At 68.3% G+C, this 13289-nt stretch carries 13 protein-coding genes; 5 read left to right on the top strand and 8 right to left on the bottom strand.

Annotated features, from left to right (window positions below; genetic code table 11):
- Positions 1 to 75 precede the first annotated feature (75 nt).
- Positions 76 to 552, top strand: a complete 477-nt coding sequence (locus ABZ789_RS15120) for an RDD family protein (RefSeq protein ID WP_358424990.1) — start codon at positions 76 to 78, stop codon at positions 550 to 552.
- Between the two features lie 85 nt (positions 553 to 637).
- Here ABZ789_RS15120 and ABZ789_RS15115 read toward each other — a convergent pair whose 3' ends face one another.
- The 5 genes from ABZ789_RS15115 to ABZ789_RS15095 all read right to left on the bottom strand — a co-directional run bounded on the left by ABZ789_RS15115 (position 638) and on the right by ABZ789_RS15095 (position 7368).
- Entirely contained in the window at positions 638 to 1378 is a 741-nt protein-coding gene (locus ABZ789_RS15115; protein ID WP_358424988.1) for a DUF4191 domain-containing protein, read from the bottom strand.
- An 82-nt stretch (positions 1379 to 1460) separates the two neighbouring features.
- Positions 1461 to 2471: a lipoyl synthase gene (gene lipA / locus ABZ789_RS15110; protein WP_358424986.1), complete on the bottom strand. Its 1011-nt coding sequence runs from the start codon at positions 2469 to 2471 to the stop codon at positions 1461 to 1463.
- Between the two features lie 53 nt (positions 2472 to 2524).
- The gene (gene lipB, locus ABZ789_RS15105) at positions 2525 to 3304 is read right to left on the bottom strand and encodes a lipoyl(octanoyl) transferase LipB (protein ID WP_358424984.1); all 780 of its coding nucleotides are present in this window, start codon (positions 3302 to 3304) and stop codon (positions 2525 to 2527) included.
- Positions 3305 to 3423: 119 nt separating this feature from the next.
- Positions 3424 to 5571, bottom strand: a complete 2148-nt coding sequence (gene sucB, locus ABZ789_RS15100) for a 2-oxoglutarate dehydrogenase, E2 component, dihydrolipoamide succinyltransferase (protein WP_358424983.1) — start codon at positions 5569 to 5571, stop codon at positions 3424 to 3426.
- 285 nt (positions 5572 to 5856) lie between these two features.
- On the bottom strand, positions 5857 to 7368 hold the full coding sequence (locus ABZ789_RS15095) for a leucyl aminopeptidase (RefSeq protein ID WP_358424981.1): 1512 nt from the start codon (positions 7366 to 7368) through the stop codon (positions 5857 to 5859).
- A 167-nt stretch (positions 7369 to 7535) separates the two neighbouring features.
- Here ABZ789_RS15095 and gcvT point away from each other — a divergent pair, with 167 nt between their 5' ends.
- Both gcvT and ABZ789_RS15085 read left to right on the top strand, forming a co-directional pair.
- The gene (gene gcvT, locus ABZ789_RS15090) at positions 7536 to 8636 is read left to right on the top strand and encodes a glycine cleavage system aminomethyltransferase GcvT (RefSeq protein WP_358424979.1); all 1101 of its coding nucleotides are present in this window, start codon (positions 7536 to 7538) and stop codon (positions 8634 to 8636) included.
- Between the two features lie 32 nt (positions 8637 to 8668).
- Positions 8669 to 9775, top strand: a complete 1107-nt coding sequence (locus ABZ789_RS15085) for a branched-chain amino acid aminotransferase (protein WP_358424977.1) — start codon at positions 8669 to 8671, stop codon at positions 9773 to 9775.
- A gap of 15 nt (positions 9776 to 9790) precedes the next feature.
- Here ABZ789_RS15085 and ABZ789_RS15080 read toward each other — a convergent pair whose 3' ends face one another.
- Positions 9791 to 10555 carry an adenosylcobinamide-GDP ribazoletransferase gene (locus ABZ789_RS15080; protein WP_358424975.1) on the bottom strand — a complete coding sequence of 255 codons (765 nt, stop codon included), beginning with the start codon at positions 10553 to 10555 and terminating at the stop codon, positions 9791 to 9793.
- A complete protein-coding gene (cobT, locus tag ABZ789_RS15075; protein ID WP_358424973.1) occupies positions 10555 to 11646 on the bottom strand; it encodes a nicotinate-nucleotide--dimethylbenzimidazole phosphoribosyltransferase in 1092 nt (363 codons plus the stop codon). Before cobT ends, ABZ789_RS15080 begins: the two co-directional genes overlap by 1 nt.
- A gap of 124 nt (positions 11647 to 11770) precedes the next feature.
- Between cobT and ABZ789_RS15070 the strand changes: the two genes are divergently transcribed.
- Entirely contained in the window at positions 11771 to 12004 is a 234-nt protein-coding gene (locus ABZ789_RS15070; RefSeq protein ID WP_358424971.1) for a hypothetical protein, read from the top strand.
- 18 nt (positions 12005 to 12022) lie between these two features.
- Here the strand turns inward: ABZ789_RS15070 and ABZ789_RS15065 are convergent, their stop codons facing one another.
- A complete protein-coding gene (locus tag ABZ789_RS15065) occupies positions 12023 to 12694 on the bottom strand; it encodes a DUF3043 domain-containing protein (RefSeq protein WP_358424969.1) in 672 nt (223 codons plus the stop codon).
- A gap of 140 nt (positions 12695 to 12834) precedes the next feature.
- On the opposite strand from ABZ789_RS15065, the gene ABZ789_RS15060 reads away from it, so the two are divergent.
- Positions 12835 to 13185, top strand: coding sequence for an iron-sulfur cluster assembly accessory protein (locus ABZ789_RS15060; protein WP_016693855.1), 351 nt, complete (start codon positions 12835 to 12837; stop codon positions 13183 to 13185).
- The last annotated feature ends 104 nt before the right edge of the window (positions 13186 to 13289 follow it).

The raw sequence follows: 13289 nt of genomic DNA, 5'->3' as shown, positions 1-13289 counted from the left end.
GTCGGAAAGGTGGTATAAGTCACCATGGTTGCGCGGGTTGCCGCTGGTCCGCCGCGAAGAGCTTATCCTGGACCCATGGCACGCATGACGGGCAGTTGGCTTTCCGGGCCTGCTGCGGCGCTCCCCAAGGGTCTCGAGCAAGAGCAGGATTATCCCGGGCAGTTGCTCGGTCTCCCGGAGCACGGCCCGGGTTCCATGGTCGCCACGACTCGTCGGGTGCTCGCGCTCGCGATCGACTGGTTCCTCTCGATGGCCCTCGCTGCGGGGCTGGTCGGGGGCAACCCGCTCGAGAGCCCGCTGCTGTCGTCCTACACCCTGATCATCTGGTTCGTGGTGGGCGTGGGATGCGTCTCCCTGTTCTCGTTCACGCCGGGACAATTCGTCGCGGGTCTGCAGGTCGTGCGGGTGGACGCCCCCGTGCGCGTCGGCATCGTTCGAGCCCTCGCGCGCCAGGCCCTGCTCGTGTTCATCGTGCCGGCGCTCGTCACGGACGTCGACGGCCGCGGTCTCCAGGATCGTGCCACCGGCACCGCGGTGGTGCGCTCGCGCTGAGCGGCCACCGCGCCCGTACTCGAATACGCCGAAGGCCGCCTGCAATCCCCGGGATGCAGGCGGCCTTCGGCGTGAGGCGGGAAGCTCAGCGGCGACGGATGGTGCGCTGGACGCTGCGCATCTTGGCGCCGGCCGGAAGCGGGCCCTTGGGCATGGCCGGACCGGCCTTCTTCGAACTCAGTGCGGACAGCCGGCCCTCGATGGCGTCCATCCGCTTGGTGTCGATGTTGCGGGGCAGCTTGTTCAGACGCTTCTGCAACTGGGAGAGAGGCACCTGGCCCTCGTCGTTGCCCACGACGAACTCGTAGATCGGAGTATCGCCGACGAGACGTGCGACGCGCTTCTTCTCCTGGCCCATCAGGCCTTTCACGCGACCCGGATTGCCCTCACCGATGAGGATCACACCCGGCCGCCCGATCACGCGGTGCACTGCGTCGAGCTGGGTGGTGCCGGCGACCGCCTGGGTGACACGCCAAGCCCCCTGCAGATTGTCCAGCGCCCATGCGGCCGCGCCGGCCTGTCCGTCGGCCTTGGCGTACACGCTCTTCTGCACGCGGCGGCCGAAGATGATGAACGCGAGGAGGACACCCACCAGGATGCCGATGGGCAGGAGGAACCACTCGATGTCGAAGATCAGACCGACGACGAAGAACACCACGATCGACACGACGAGGGCACCGATCATCCACGGCAGGAGAAGCTTGTCCTCCTTGCGCTGGATCTGGAACGCCTGCCAGAGCTGAGTACGACGCTCCTTCGACGCCTGCTTCCGTGCGGCCTTCGCCGCCGCCTTCGCTTCCTTGTCGGTCTTGCTGCCCTTCGCCATGCACTCCAGGATACGGCCCCGGTGGTGGCCCACTTACCACCACCTGGGCCGTTACGGACCTACTGTGACCGGGCGCGCGACGTCACTCGCCGAAGCGAGCGAGAACCGCGCCGGCTTCCTGCGAGGCTGTGCCCTCTTCGGCGAGATGTGCCTGATCGGCGGGAAGTTCGCGCCCGTGATGGGCCATCGCCTGCGCGTAGAGGCGACCGGCGCGGTACGACGAACGCACCAGCGGCCCCGCCATCACACCGGCGAAGCCGATCTCGCGGGCGGTCTCCGAGTGGTCGACGAACTCCTGCGGCTTGACCCAGCGCTCGACCGGATGGTGGCGCGGGGACGGGCGGAGGTACTGGGTGATCGTGATGATGTCGCACCCGGCGTCGTGCAGGTCGTGCAGCGCCTCGGTGACCTCCTCGGGAGTCTCGCCCATGCCGAGGATGAGATTGGACTTGGTGACCAGTCCGAAGTCGCGTGCCTGCCGGATGACATCGAGCGACCGCTCGTACCGGAAAGCCGGGCGGATGCGCTTGAAGATGCGCGGCACCGTCTCGACGTTGTGGGCGAGGACCTCCGGACGAGACTCGAAGACCTCCTGAAGGAGGTCGGGCTTGCCGTTGAAGTCGGGAATCAGGTTCTCCACGCCGGTACCCGGGTTGAGTTCGTGGATCTGCTTCACCGTCTCGGCGTACAGCCACGCACCGCCGTCCGGCAGATCGTCGCGTGCGACGCCGGTGATCGTGGAGTATCGCAGGCCCATGGACCGCACCGACTCGGCGACCCGGCGAGGCTCGTCGCGGTCGAGTGCAGCCGGCTTTCCGGTGTCGATCTGGCAGAAGTCGCATCGCCGGGTGCACTGCTCACCGCCGATGAGGAAGGTCGCCTCGCGGTCTTCCCAGCACTCGTAGATGTTGGGGCAGCCGGCTTCCTCGCACACCGTGTGCAGGCCCTCGCGTCGTACCAGGCCTTTGAGGTCGGTGTACTCCGGGCCCATCTTCGCCCGGGTCTTGATCCAGTTGGGTTTGCGTTCGATCGGCGTCTGCGCGTTTCGGGTCTCGATCCGCAGCAGCTTGCGTCCTTCTGGGGCCACAGTCACGCACTCGATCGTACGCCGCCGGTCCTGTCCGGAATCGGCGGGTGCGAGCAGGCTCAGAAGCGGTGCGTGGTGAATTCCGGGGTGGTCGAGGCAGTTCCGGACGCGCCTACGGCCTGCTCGAAGGTCACCCTTTCGATGTCGCACTCGGTCACGGGGATTCGGCCGTCGAGAGCGGCGATCACCGCATCGGTGACGGCCGGGATCACATCGTCGACGGTGACCTCCCGGCCGAGCTCACCGGTGAGCGACGCGACTCCGGCATCGCGGATGCCGCACGGGACGATCGAATCGAACGCGTCGAGCGCCGAATTGCAGTTGAGTGAGAAGCCGTGCATGGCGACGCCGCGCTGTACGCGGATGCCGATGGCGGCGATCTTCCGTTCGGGAAGCCAGTGCCCCTCGCGCAGCTCGGCGGGAAGCCACACGCCGGAACGTCCGTCCACGCGGCCGCACACCAGGCCCATGTCCGAGCAGACGCTGATCAGGGCCTGTTCGATCCGGCGCACGTAACCGACCACGTCGATCGGTTCGGCGAGCTTGACGATGGGATAGCCGACGAGCTGACCCGGTCCGTGCCAGGTGATCTTGCCGCCGCGGTCGACGTCGATGACCGGCGTTCCGTCGGTCGGCCGGTCACCGTCCTCGGTCCGGCGCCCGGCTGTGTAGACGGGGGGATGTTCGAGCAGCAGCAGGGTGTCGACGCCCTCGCCGTCGGCGCGCTCGTTCGCGAGTTCGCGCTGCTTCTCCCAGGCCTCGAGATAACCGATGGTTCCGAGCCGCACGACGGCGACGGAAGCCGAGTCGGAACGGGCGGAAGACGAGGGATTGCTCATGTTCTCGAACTCTACGCCGCAGTGCTCGGCGGCAGCACCGCAGTCCGCCTACGCCGACGGGGGCACCACCATGCCGGTGATGCCCCCGCGGATGTCCGGATCGGCGTCCGGATGTCGGACTACAGTCCGAGATCGGCCTCGAACGCGCCCTCCTCGAGACGATGCTTGATCGTCTTGAGGAAGCGACCTGCGTCGGCACCGTCGATCAGGCGGTGATCGTAGGTGAGCGGCAGGTAGCACATCGACCGCACACCGATCGACTCGTTGCCGGTCTCGTCCATCACGACGACCGGGCGCTTGACGATCGCGCCGGTTCCGAGCATCGCAGCCTGCGGCGGCACTAGGATCGGGGTGTCGAACAGGGCTCCCTGGCTACCGATGTTGGTGATGGTGAAGGTCCCACCGGCCAACTCGTCGGGCTTGAGACCACCCTTGCGTGAACGCTCGGCGATGTCGGCGATCGCGCGGGCGAGTTCGGCCAGCGACAGGTCGCCGGCATTGTGGACCACCGGCGAGAGCAGGCCCTGCTCGGTGTCCACGGCGATACCGAGATGCTCGGCAGCGTGGTAGGTGATCTCCTTCTTGCTCTCGTCGTAGGAGGCGTTGACGTTCGGGTGCGCCCGGAGCGCCTCGACGACAGCCTTTGCGAAGAAGGGCAGGAAGGTGAGATTCACGCCTTCACGCTCGGCGAAGGCCTTCTTCGCCTGCGCACGCAGCTGGGTGATCTTGGTGACGTCGACCTCGAAGGTCTGCGTGAGCTGCGCCGTGGTCTGCAGCGACTCGAGGGTCTTCTTCGCCGTGATCTGGCGGATTCGATTGACCTTCTGGGTCGTCCCGCGCAGCTTGGCGAGTTCGGGACGGACACCCGGAGCCGGACCGGCAGGAGCCGCGGTCTTCTGCTCGGCACCTGCGGCCTTGCCGCCATCGGCGGCCGCGAGAACGTCCTGCTTGCGGATGCGGCCACCGACACCGGTGCCCTTGACCGTGGACAGGTCGACGCCGTGCTGCGACGCGAGCTTACGTACCAGCGGTGTGACATAAGGCGTCGAACCGCTCGAGGGAGCGGACTCGGCCGGCTGCTGTGCTGCCGGAGCAGGTGCCTGCTGTGCTGCCGGAGCAGGTGCCTGCTGAGCGGACGAGGCCGCGGCGGGCTTGGGGGCAGGTGCCGGCGCGGCCTGCTGGACCTTCGGTGCGGGCTGCTGGGCCTGCGGCTTCTCTTCGGCGGCAGGCTTCGGAGCCGGCGCCTCCTCCTTGGGAGCGGGCTGCTCGGCGGGAGCCTCGCTGCCGATGACGGCGAGCTGTCCGCCGACCTCGACGGTCTCGTCCTCCTGCGCGGTGATCTCGGTGAGGATGCCGGCAACGGGGGAGGGGATCTCGGTGTCGACCTTGTCGGTGGAGACCTCGAGAAGCGGCTCGTCGACGGCGACTTCGTCACCGACGGCCTTGAGCCATCGGGTGACGGTGCCTTCGGTGACGGACTCGCCGAGTGCGGGCATGGTGACCGGGGTGCCCTCGCCGCTGCCACCCGAGGATGCAGGCTGCGCAGGTGCGGACTCGGCGGCAGGCTCCTCGGACGGAGCCGGCGCGGCCTCCTCGGACGGTGTGGTGGTGGGCTCGGTCGAGGGAGCGGAGTCGGATGCGGGCTGCTCGGCGGGAGCCTCGCTGCCGATGACGGCGAGCTGTCCGCCGACCTCGACGGTCTCGTCCTCCTGCGCGGTGATCTCGGTGAGGATGCCGGCAACGGGGGAGGGGATCTCGGTGTCGACCTTGTCGGTGGAGACCTCGAGAAGCGGCTCGTCGACGGCGACTTCGTCACCGACGGCCTTGAGCCATCGGGTGACGGTGCCTTCGGTGACGGACTCGCCGAGTGCGGGCATGGTGACCGGGGTGCCCTCGCCGCTGCCACCCGAGGATGCGGGCTGCGCAGGTGCGGACTCGGCGGCAGGCTCCTCGGCGGGCTCTTCGGCAGGTGCCTCTTCGGCAGGTGCCTCGTCGGCTGCGGGGCCGGATCCGTCACCGGAAGCCTCGTCGGCGTCGCCGATCAGGGCCAGTTCGCCACCGATCTCGACCGTGTCGTCCTCTTGGGCGACGATCTTGACCAGCACGCCGGCGGCGGGCGAAGGGATCTCGGTGTCGACCTTGTCCGTGGAGACTTCGAGTAGGGGCTCGTCGACTTCGACCGTGTCTCCTTCCTGCTTGAGCCATCGCGTGACAGTTCCCTCGGTGACGCTCTCACCAAGCGCTGGCATCTGGACGGAGAAGGCCATGTCTGTTGACTCCTCGACGGTTGTGTTCGTGTGTGTTGAGTTGTACCGACTCGTGGTCGCCGACCATTGTGTGGTCGTTGACCATTGTGCGCGGGGCGACTACCCCGTGCTGCTGGTTCACGTGTTCGGTCGGGCCGATACCGGGCGAGGCATGGCCGCTCCCATCCTTGCACCTATCCTGCGGCGACGTTCGGGGAGGGGCGGATCGGCTCACATCGGATTCTGCGTACGACTGCGATCACACAGGTCCCCTCCGCTGCGGGCGGAGGGGACCCGTGTGAGAGATCATCCGTGTTCGGCGACGTCCTCGATGACGGCGAGCATCGTGCGCACGGGCACGCCGGTACCGCCCTTGCCGACGTAGCCGAACGGGCCGCCGGTGTTGAAGGCCGGGCCGGCGACGTCGATGTGGGCCCATTGCACGCCCTCCGAGACGAACTCGTTCAGGAAGATGCCCGCCGCCAACATGCCGCCCCAACGGTGGGGGGTGACGTTCGCGAGATCGGCCACCCGCGACTCGAGGTCTGCGCGCAGTTCTTTCGGGAAGGGCATCGGCCACCCGTTCTCCCCGACCTCCTGCGACAGGGCGGCGACCCGATCACGGAACTCGTCGTGACCCATGACGCCGGGTGTCCGGGTTCCCAGTGCCACCATCTGCGCGCCCGTGAGGGTGGCGGTGTCGATGAGATAGTCGGGAGCGTCCTCGCAGGCACGCACGATCGCGTCCGCAAGGATCAGCCGACCCTCGGCGTCGGTGTTGATGACCTCCACGGTGGTCCCGCCGTACTGAGTCAGCACATCACCCGGTCGCTGCGCGGTCGAAGAGGGCATGTTCTCGGCCATCGGCACGGTGGCGGTGACGTCGGCGGCGACACCGAGTTTCGCGGCGAGCACGACGGTCGCGACGACCGCAGCGGCACCGGCCATGTCGGAGGTCATCGCTTCCATTCCCGCCGCAGGCTTGATGGAGATGCCGCCGGTGTCGAAGGTGACCCCCTTACCCACCAGCGCGACCTTCGGCGCCTTGCGCTTCTTCGACGAGTAGGACAGGCGCACCAGACGCGGCGGACGTGAAGATCCCTTGCCGACGCCGATGATGCCGCCGAAGCCCTTCTTCTCCAGGGCCTTCTCGTCGAGGATCTCGACCTTCAATCCGGCAGCCTCGCCGAGCGCCTTAGCCCGCTCGGCGAACTCGGCCGGGAACAGGTGGCTGGGCGGGGTGTTCACGAAGTCGCGGGCCGTCGCGACGGCTTCGGCGATCGCAGTGGCACGGGCCAGGGTGGCCTTGGCCGCGCGAGCACGGGGCGACGGGACGAGCAATTCGACCCGCGCCACCGGCCGGGCGTTCTCCTTCGGTGCAGACTTCTCCGACCGGAACTCGGTGAAGGTGTACGCGCCGAGGGCGAATCCCTCGGCCGCAGCACCGAGATCGACGGCCGACAGCGCCGTGGAGACGGTGCCGACTCCGCTCAGGGCGCGCGCGGCGGCCCCGGCCGAACGACGCACTTGTTCGGCGTCGATCTTGTCGGCGGCGCCGAGGCCGACCGCGAGAACGCTCGCCACCGGTAGAGCTGCCGGTGCGGGCACGCGGGTGAGTTCCTCGCTCCGGCCGGTCGCTCCCACCGCGACCACGGCGTCGAGCAACTCACCGAGAACCGACTCGTCGATGGGTGCGTCGCCAGCGAGGATCTCGGGGGTGCTGTCGGAGGAAGTCAGCCCGATCACGAGTACCTCGGCGCGGGCGGATACCGAACCGGCGAGAACGAGTTCGGGAAGATCGGGAGTCGGTGCACTCACAGGGCGTCTCCTTGGAGCTGGATCGGGAACGAGCGTGTCGTTCTGTTGCGGCGTCGTTCGGTGCGAGGGGAATCGCCTCGATGCCATCGACCCTAGTGACCGCGACGCCGGACGTCGCTGCCGGACACGTCGGCGGGCGCCGGGGCGGTGGGATAGCGTCGTACGACATGAGCGACGAGAAACTCGGGCAGGGGCCCATCCACAGCGTGCACGTCGAGCTCGGTGCGACCTTCGCTCCGTTCGGGGGCTGGGAGATGCCGGTCTCGTACGCCGGGACGGTCGCCGAGCACAACGCTGTTCGCGAAGCCGTGGGCCTGTTCGATGTCAGTCACCTGGGTAAGGCGCTCGTCGCCGGTCCCGGCGCCGCGGAATTCCTCGACACGGCACTGAGCAACGATCTCGGCAGGATCGGGCCCGGCAAGGCTCAGTACACACTGTGCTGCACCGAGACCGGTGGGGTGGTCGACGACCTGATCGTCTACTACGTCGCCGACGACGAACTGTTCCTCGTTCCCAATGCGGCCAATACCGCAGCGGTCGTCGAGGCGTTGGCCGCCGCCGCGCCGGCCGATGTCACAGTGACGAACCAGCATCGGGACTATGCGGTGTTCGCCGTCCAGGGACCGAAGTCCGTCGACGTCCTCGCAGCCCTGGGACTGCCCACCGACATCGACTACATGGGTTTCGTCGACGCCGAGTACGAAGGTGCCCCGGTGCGGGTCTGCCGCAGCGGATACACCGGTGAGCGCGGCTACGAGGTGCTGCCCCGCTGGAGCGACGCCGAACGTACCTTCCGTGCCCTGCTCGACGCGGTCCGCACGCAGGGTGGCCAGGCCGCAGGTCTCGGTGCCCGCGACACCCTGCGCACCGAGATGGGTTACGCGCTGCACGGACACGAGTTGTCTGTGGACATCTCTCCGCTCGAGGCCCGCTGCGGCTGGGCGGTCGGCTGGAAGAAGCCTCAGTTCTGGGGGCGCGAGGCACTGCTCCGCGAGAAGGAAGCGGGCCCGGCCCGGAAACTCTGGGGGCTGCGGGCGCTCGATCGTGGCGTGCTGCGGCAGGATCTGACCGTGCTGCGCGACGGCACCGAAGTCGGACGGACCACCTCCGGCACCTTCTCGCCCACCCTCAAGGCCGGGATCGCCCTCGCGCTCCTCGACACCTCCGCCGGCCTCGAATCCGGCGACGAAGTGAGCGTGGACGTGCGCGGACGCTCGCTCCGCGCAGAGGTGGTCGCCCCTCCGTTCGTCGAGGACCACACCAGATAGCTGCTCAGCGGGCGGTTGTACCATTGTCGTTCATGACAGGTGTCCTCGAATTCGCCCGCGTCCAGCATCCCTCACCCACCTCTGCGGAGCGGCGGCAGGAGATTCTGTCGAATCCCGGATTCGGGCAGTACTTCACCGACCACATGGTGTCGATCACCTACACCGACGGAATCGGCTGGCACGACGCGAAGGTTGAGCCGTACGCTCCGGTGGCGCTCGACCCGGCCGCGATGGTGCTGCACTACGGTCAGGCCATCTTCGAAGGGCTCAAGGCCTACCGCCAGTCCGACGGGAGTATCGCGTCGTTCCGGGTGGAGGCCAACGCGGCGCGCATGAATCGGTCCGCCGAACGCATCGCAATGCCCTACCTGCCGCCGGAGTTGTTCATCCGCGCGATCACCGAGTTGGTGGAGGTCGACAACGAGTGGGTCCCGGCGGCGGGCGGCGAGGAGTCGCTGTACCTTCGTCCGTTCGCGTTCGCGACCGAGCCGGCGCTCGGGGTGCGGCCCTCGAAGGAGTACAAGTTCCTGCTCATCGCCTCTCCGGCAGGGGCCTATTTCCCTCGGGGCGTGCGGCCTGTCAACGTGTGGCTCTCGCGTGAATACGTGCGCGCGTCGCCCGGAGGCACCGGCGCAGCGAAGTTCGCGGGCAACTACGCGGCTTCGCTCGTCGCGCAGGCGCACGCCGCAGAACAGGGCTGTGACCAGGTCGTGTGGCTCGATGCGATCGAGCGCCGATACGTCGAAGAGATGGGCGGCATGAACCTGTACTTCGTGTACGGCTCGGGCGCCGACGCGCGTCTCGTCACTCCTGAACTGTCCGGATCGCTACTGCCCGGCATCACCCGCGACTCGCTGCTCACACTCGCCAAGGACTCCGGTCTGGTGGTGGAGGAGCGGCGCATCAGCACCGACGAGTGGCGGGAGAAGGCCACCAGCGGTGAGATCACCGAGGTGTTCGCGTGCGGTACCGCCGCGGTCATCACGCCGGTCGGCAGCGTCAAGGACAAGGACGGCGAGTTCGCCATCGCGGACGGCGAGCCCGGCCCCATCACGATGGCCCTGCGCGACACCTTGACCGGCATCCAGCGGGGCACCTTCGCCGACACCCACGGGTGGATGACGACCCTGCGCAAGTAGGTCGTCCGGCCGCGATCAGATCAGGGTCGCGGCCGCCACCGCGACCGCGGCGACGGTGCCTTCCGACACCGCACCGAGAACGTCCCCGTTCATACCCCCGAAGCGTGCCGAGCAGTGACGCGCGAAGACGACGGCGGCGACGAGCACCACCACGACCACGAGTGGCCCGGCCCAGAGCGGACCGGGCAGGCACACGGCCGAGAGGCTCGCGGCAGCGAGAGACCACAGTGCGATCGGCACGAAGCCCTGGGTGCCGGACACGAGTGCGCCGAAGCCGCTGCCGGGAGCGGCGGAGACTCCACGCCGGCAGGCTGCCACCACCGCCACGCGTCCTGTGAACACCGCACAGGTGACGGCCCACCACGCGTGCGCGTCGGCGAGGGCACCGAACGAGGCGGCCTGCAGTCCGAGTACGACGACGAGAGCCGCGACGCCGAAGGGACCTGCGCCGCCACTGTGCATCACCTCGCGCGCACGTTCGGGCGGGCCGTAGCAGCCGAGGCCGTCGGCGGTGTCGCTGAGGCCGTCGATGTGCATCCCTCGGGTGCCGACTGTCAGCACACCGACGCACAGCAGACCCGTCACCAGTGGCGGGGCGCCCAGCGCGGCGGCGCCCAGACAGGTGGCCGCGGCCGCGGCGGCGAGCGTGCACCCGGCGACCGGGGCCATGGAGATGGCACGTCCCGCAACCGTCCGGTCGATCTCGGCCGGCCCTCGTGCGGGGAGGACCGTCAACCACGACAGGGCCAACGCGACGGCACCCAGCCAGTTGCGGACCATCAGTCGGTGATCATCGGCGCGCTCTCGTCGCGGGTGCTCACACCCGCTTCGGAGAATGTGGCCATCTGCGCGAGAACCGACACCGCGCCCTGCACGACCGGAAGTGCGGTCACCGCGCCCGATCCCTCACCGAGACGCATACCGAGGTCCACGATCGGTTCGAGCCGGAGGTGGCGCAGTGCGATGCCGTGTGCGGGTTCGGTCGAACGATGACCGGCGACCCACCACCGTGCTGCCCCGGGCGCGAGTTCCTCGGCGACCATCGCGGCGGCGGTGACGACCACCCCGTCGAGGATCACCGGCGTCCGGCGAACCGCGGCCTGCGCGAGGAATCCTGCCATCGCTGCGAAGTCGGCGCCTCCGGCGGTGCGCAGCAGGGCGACCGGGTTCCTGACGTGAGGTCGTGCGCGTCGCATGGCGTCGCGGATCGCCGTCACCTTGCGCATCCACCCGGCATCGTCGACGCCGGTGCCGCGACCGACCGCGGCCACGGGTTCGGTGGAGGTGAGGGTTGCGATGAGAACCGTTGCGGGAGTGGTATTCCCGATGCCCATATCACCGGCGACGAGCAGGTCGGCTCCCTCGTCGACCTCTCGGTCGGCGAGCCTGCGGCCGGCGTCGATCGCCCGCACCGTCTCGTCGTGGGTCAGTGCGTCCTCGCGGTCGATGCTGCCGCTCGAACGTCGGATCTTGTACTCGGAGACCTCCGGGGAGGTGTCGCTCTCGACGGCCATGTCCACGACCCGAACGCTCGCGCCCGCCGCAGCGGCGAGCACGTTCACGGCAGCGCCTCCCGCGGTGAGATTCGCGACCATCTGTGCGGTGACCTCGGGCGGATAGGCCGACACCCCGCTCCGCGCGACACCGTGATCGCCGGCGAAGACGACCACTCGCGGACGCCGGAAGGGGCGCGGCGGGACTTCGCCCTGGCAGGCGGCCACCCAGCACCCGAGTTCCTCGAGGCGCCCGAGTGAACCGGCAGGCTTCGTCAGGTCCCGCTGGCGTTCCTCGGCGCGCACCCGCGCTTCGAGATCGAGTGCGTCGACGCGCGGGAACTCGACATCGACGGGGGATTCGGAACCGCTGGTCACAGGTCACCTCTCGAACGGATCGTCACGGTGCGACGCTATCAATCGACCGGCAGTGGCAGGAATTCGACGTCATGTGTCATCACTGCCACTTTTCCAGGGTCGCGCTCTCTCGGAGGATCGGGACATGATCGAACTCGTCGTCACTGCCGCGGTCATGTCCACCCTCGTCCTGAGCCTCGAGCTGCTACGCCGGCGAGTCTCTCCCGCGCCCGCCTGGGTGCGGCGGGCACCCTGGCGCCTGAATTGGGGGCGCCCCGGGGATACGAGCCGGCCGCGGCACGACATGTCGCAGGACATGCATGCCGCGGCCGAGATCCGGTGTCTACCGCCGGTCGTGTGTGGAGCGCCTCACCACTGAGGTGTCGAGCGGGTCGCGTCAGACGGCGTCGCCGGGACCCACGCGGGGAAGCGGCGCGCGCAACTTCTTGATCTGCGAGGCACGCACGAAGGCGTACCAGCCGAGACCGAAGCCGCCGTCCGTGGACTCCGGGAAGCGCTGACGCACCTTCTTGTTCACGAGACGGCCGAGATAGATGCCCTCGATGACCATCAGCAGCATCATCACGAACATTGCGAGCGTGACGTACTGCTGAATCACCGGGCCGAGGAACATCGACATGATGAGCACGAGCGCGAGCGGCATGAACAGCCCGACCAGATTGCGGCGGCTGTCGACGAGATCGCGCACGTAGGCGCGGACCGGGCCGCGGTCGCGGGGGAGCAGGTACTTCTCCTCGCCCGCGAGCATCCGGTTGCGGCGCTCGGCGGCGTCGGCGCGGCGCTTGGCTGCCGCGGCCTTGCGCTCTTCCTTGGACTGGGACTTCCGTGCGGCCTTCCGGCGCTCGCGCGCTTCCTTGGCCGTCGTGGGAGCCGGCGCGACAGGTCCGCGTCGGCGGGCCTCGGCGTCGCGCCGTTTCGGCGTGGGCCGCCCCTTGCCGACTGTCACCTTGGGTGCAGGCTCGTCGGGAACTGCGGCCGAGGAGACCCCGGTCACAGGAACCTCATGATCAGCAGAATCGTCGGAACCACCGCGGCGTAGCAACTTCACACCACCAGGCTATGGGATAGTGGATGCAAGCGGGAAATCCGTGTGCCATACCACGCTCGGCGCAGCTCGTCCACGAGGAATAGATACCGGCGCGGTACCGTTGAACCATCGGGTTTCGACACGAACGACAGGGAGCGCCCATGACTGTGCAGCAAGAGACCGAAACTCACGGCGTCATCCTGACCGAAGCAGCAGCTGCCAAGGCGAAGGCACTGCTCGATCAGGAAGGCCGTGACGACCTCGCACTGCGTATCGCCGTTCAGCCCGGTGGCTGTGCCGGTCTGCGGTACCAGCTGTTCTTCGACGATCGGACGCTGGACGGAGACCTCACCAAGGAGTTCGCCGGTGTGACGCTCGCCGTCGACCGGATGAGCGCGCCGTACGTCGAAGGTGCGTCGATCGACTTCGTCGACACCATCGAGAAGCAGGGCTTCACCATCGACAACCCGAATGCCACGGGGTCGTGCGCCTGCGGCGACTCGTTCAACTGAGAACGCACGAGGCGGTTTCAAGGGGTCGACGCAACACCGCTGTTAGTTGGTGGTGATTAGATCACGCAGACGCTCGGCTGGGGTATCCCAGCCGAGCGTTTTGC

Origin of the sequence: Rhodococcus sp. NPDC047139, assembly GCF_040643435.1 — a bacterium.
GTDB lineage: Bacteria > Actinomycetota > Actinomycetes > Mycobacteriales > Mycobacteriaceae > Rhodococcus.
The sequence above is the reverse complement of the archived record's forward strand: the minus strand, read 5'-3'. Positions and strand labels throughout refer to the sequence as shown.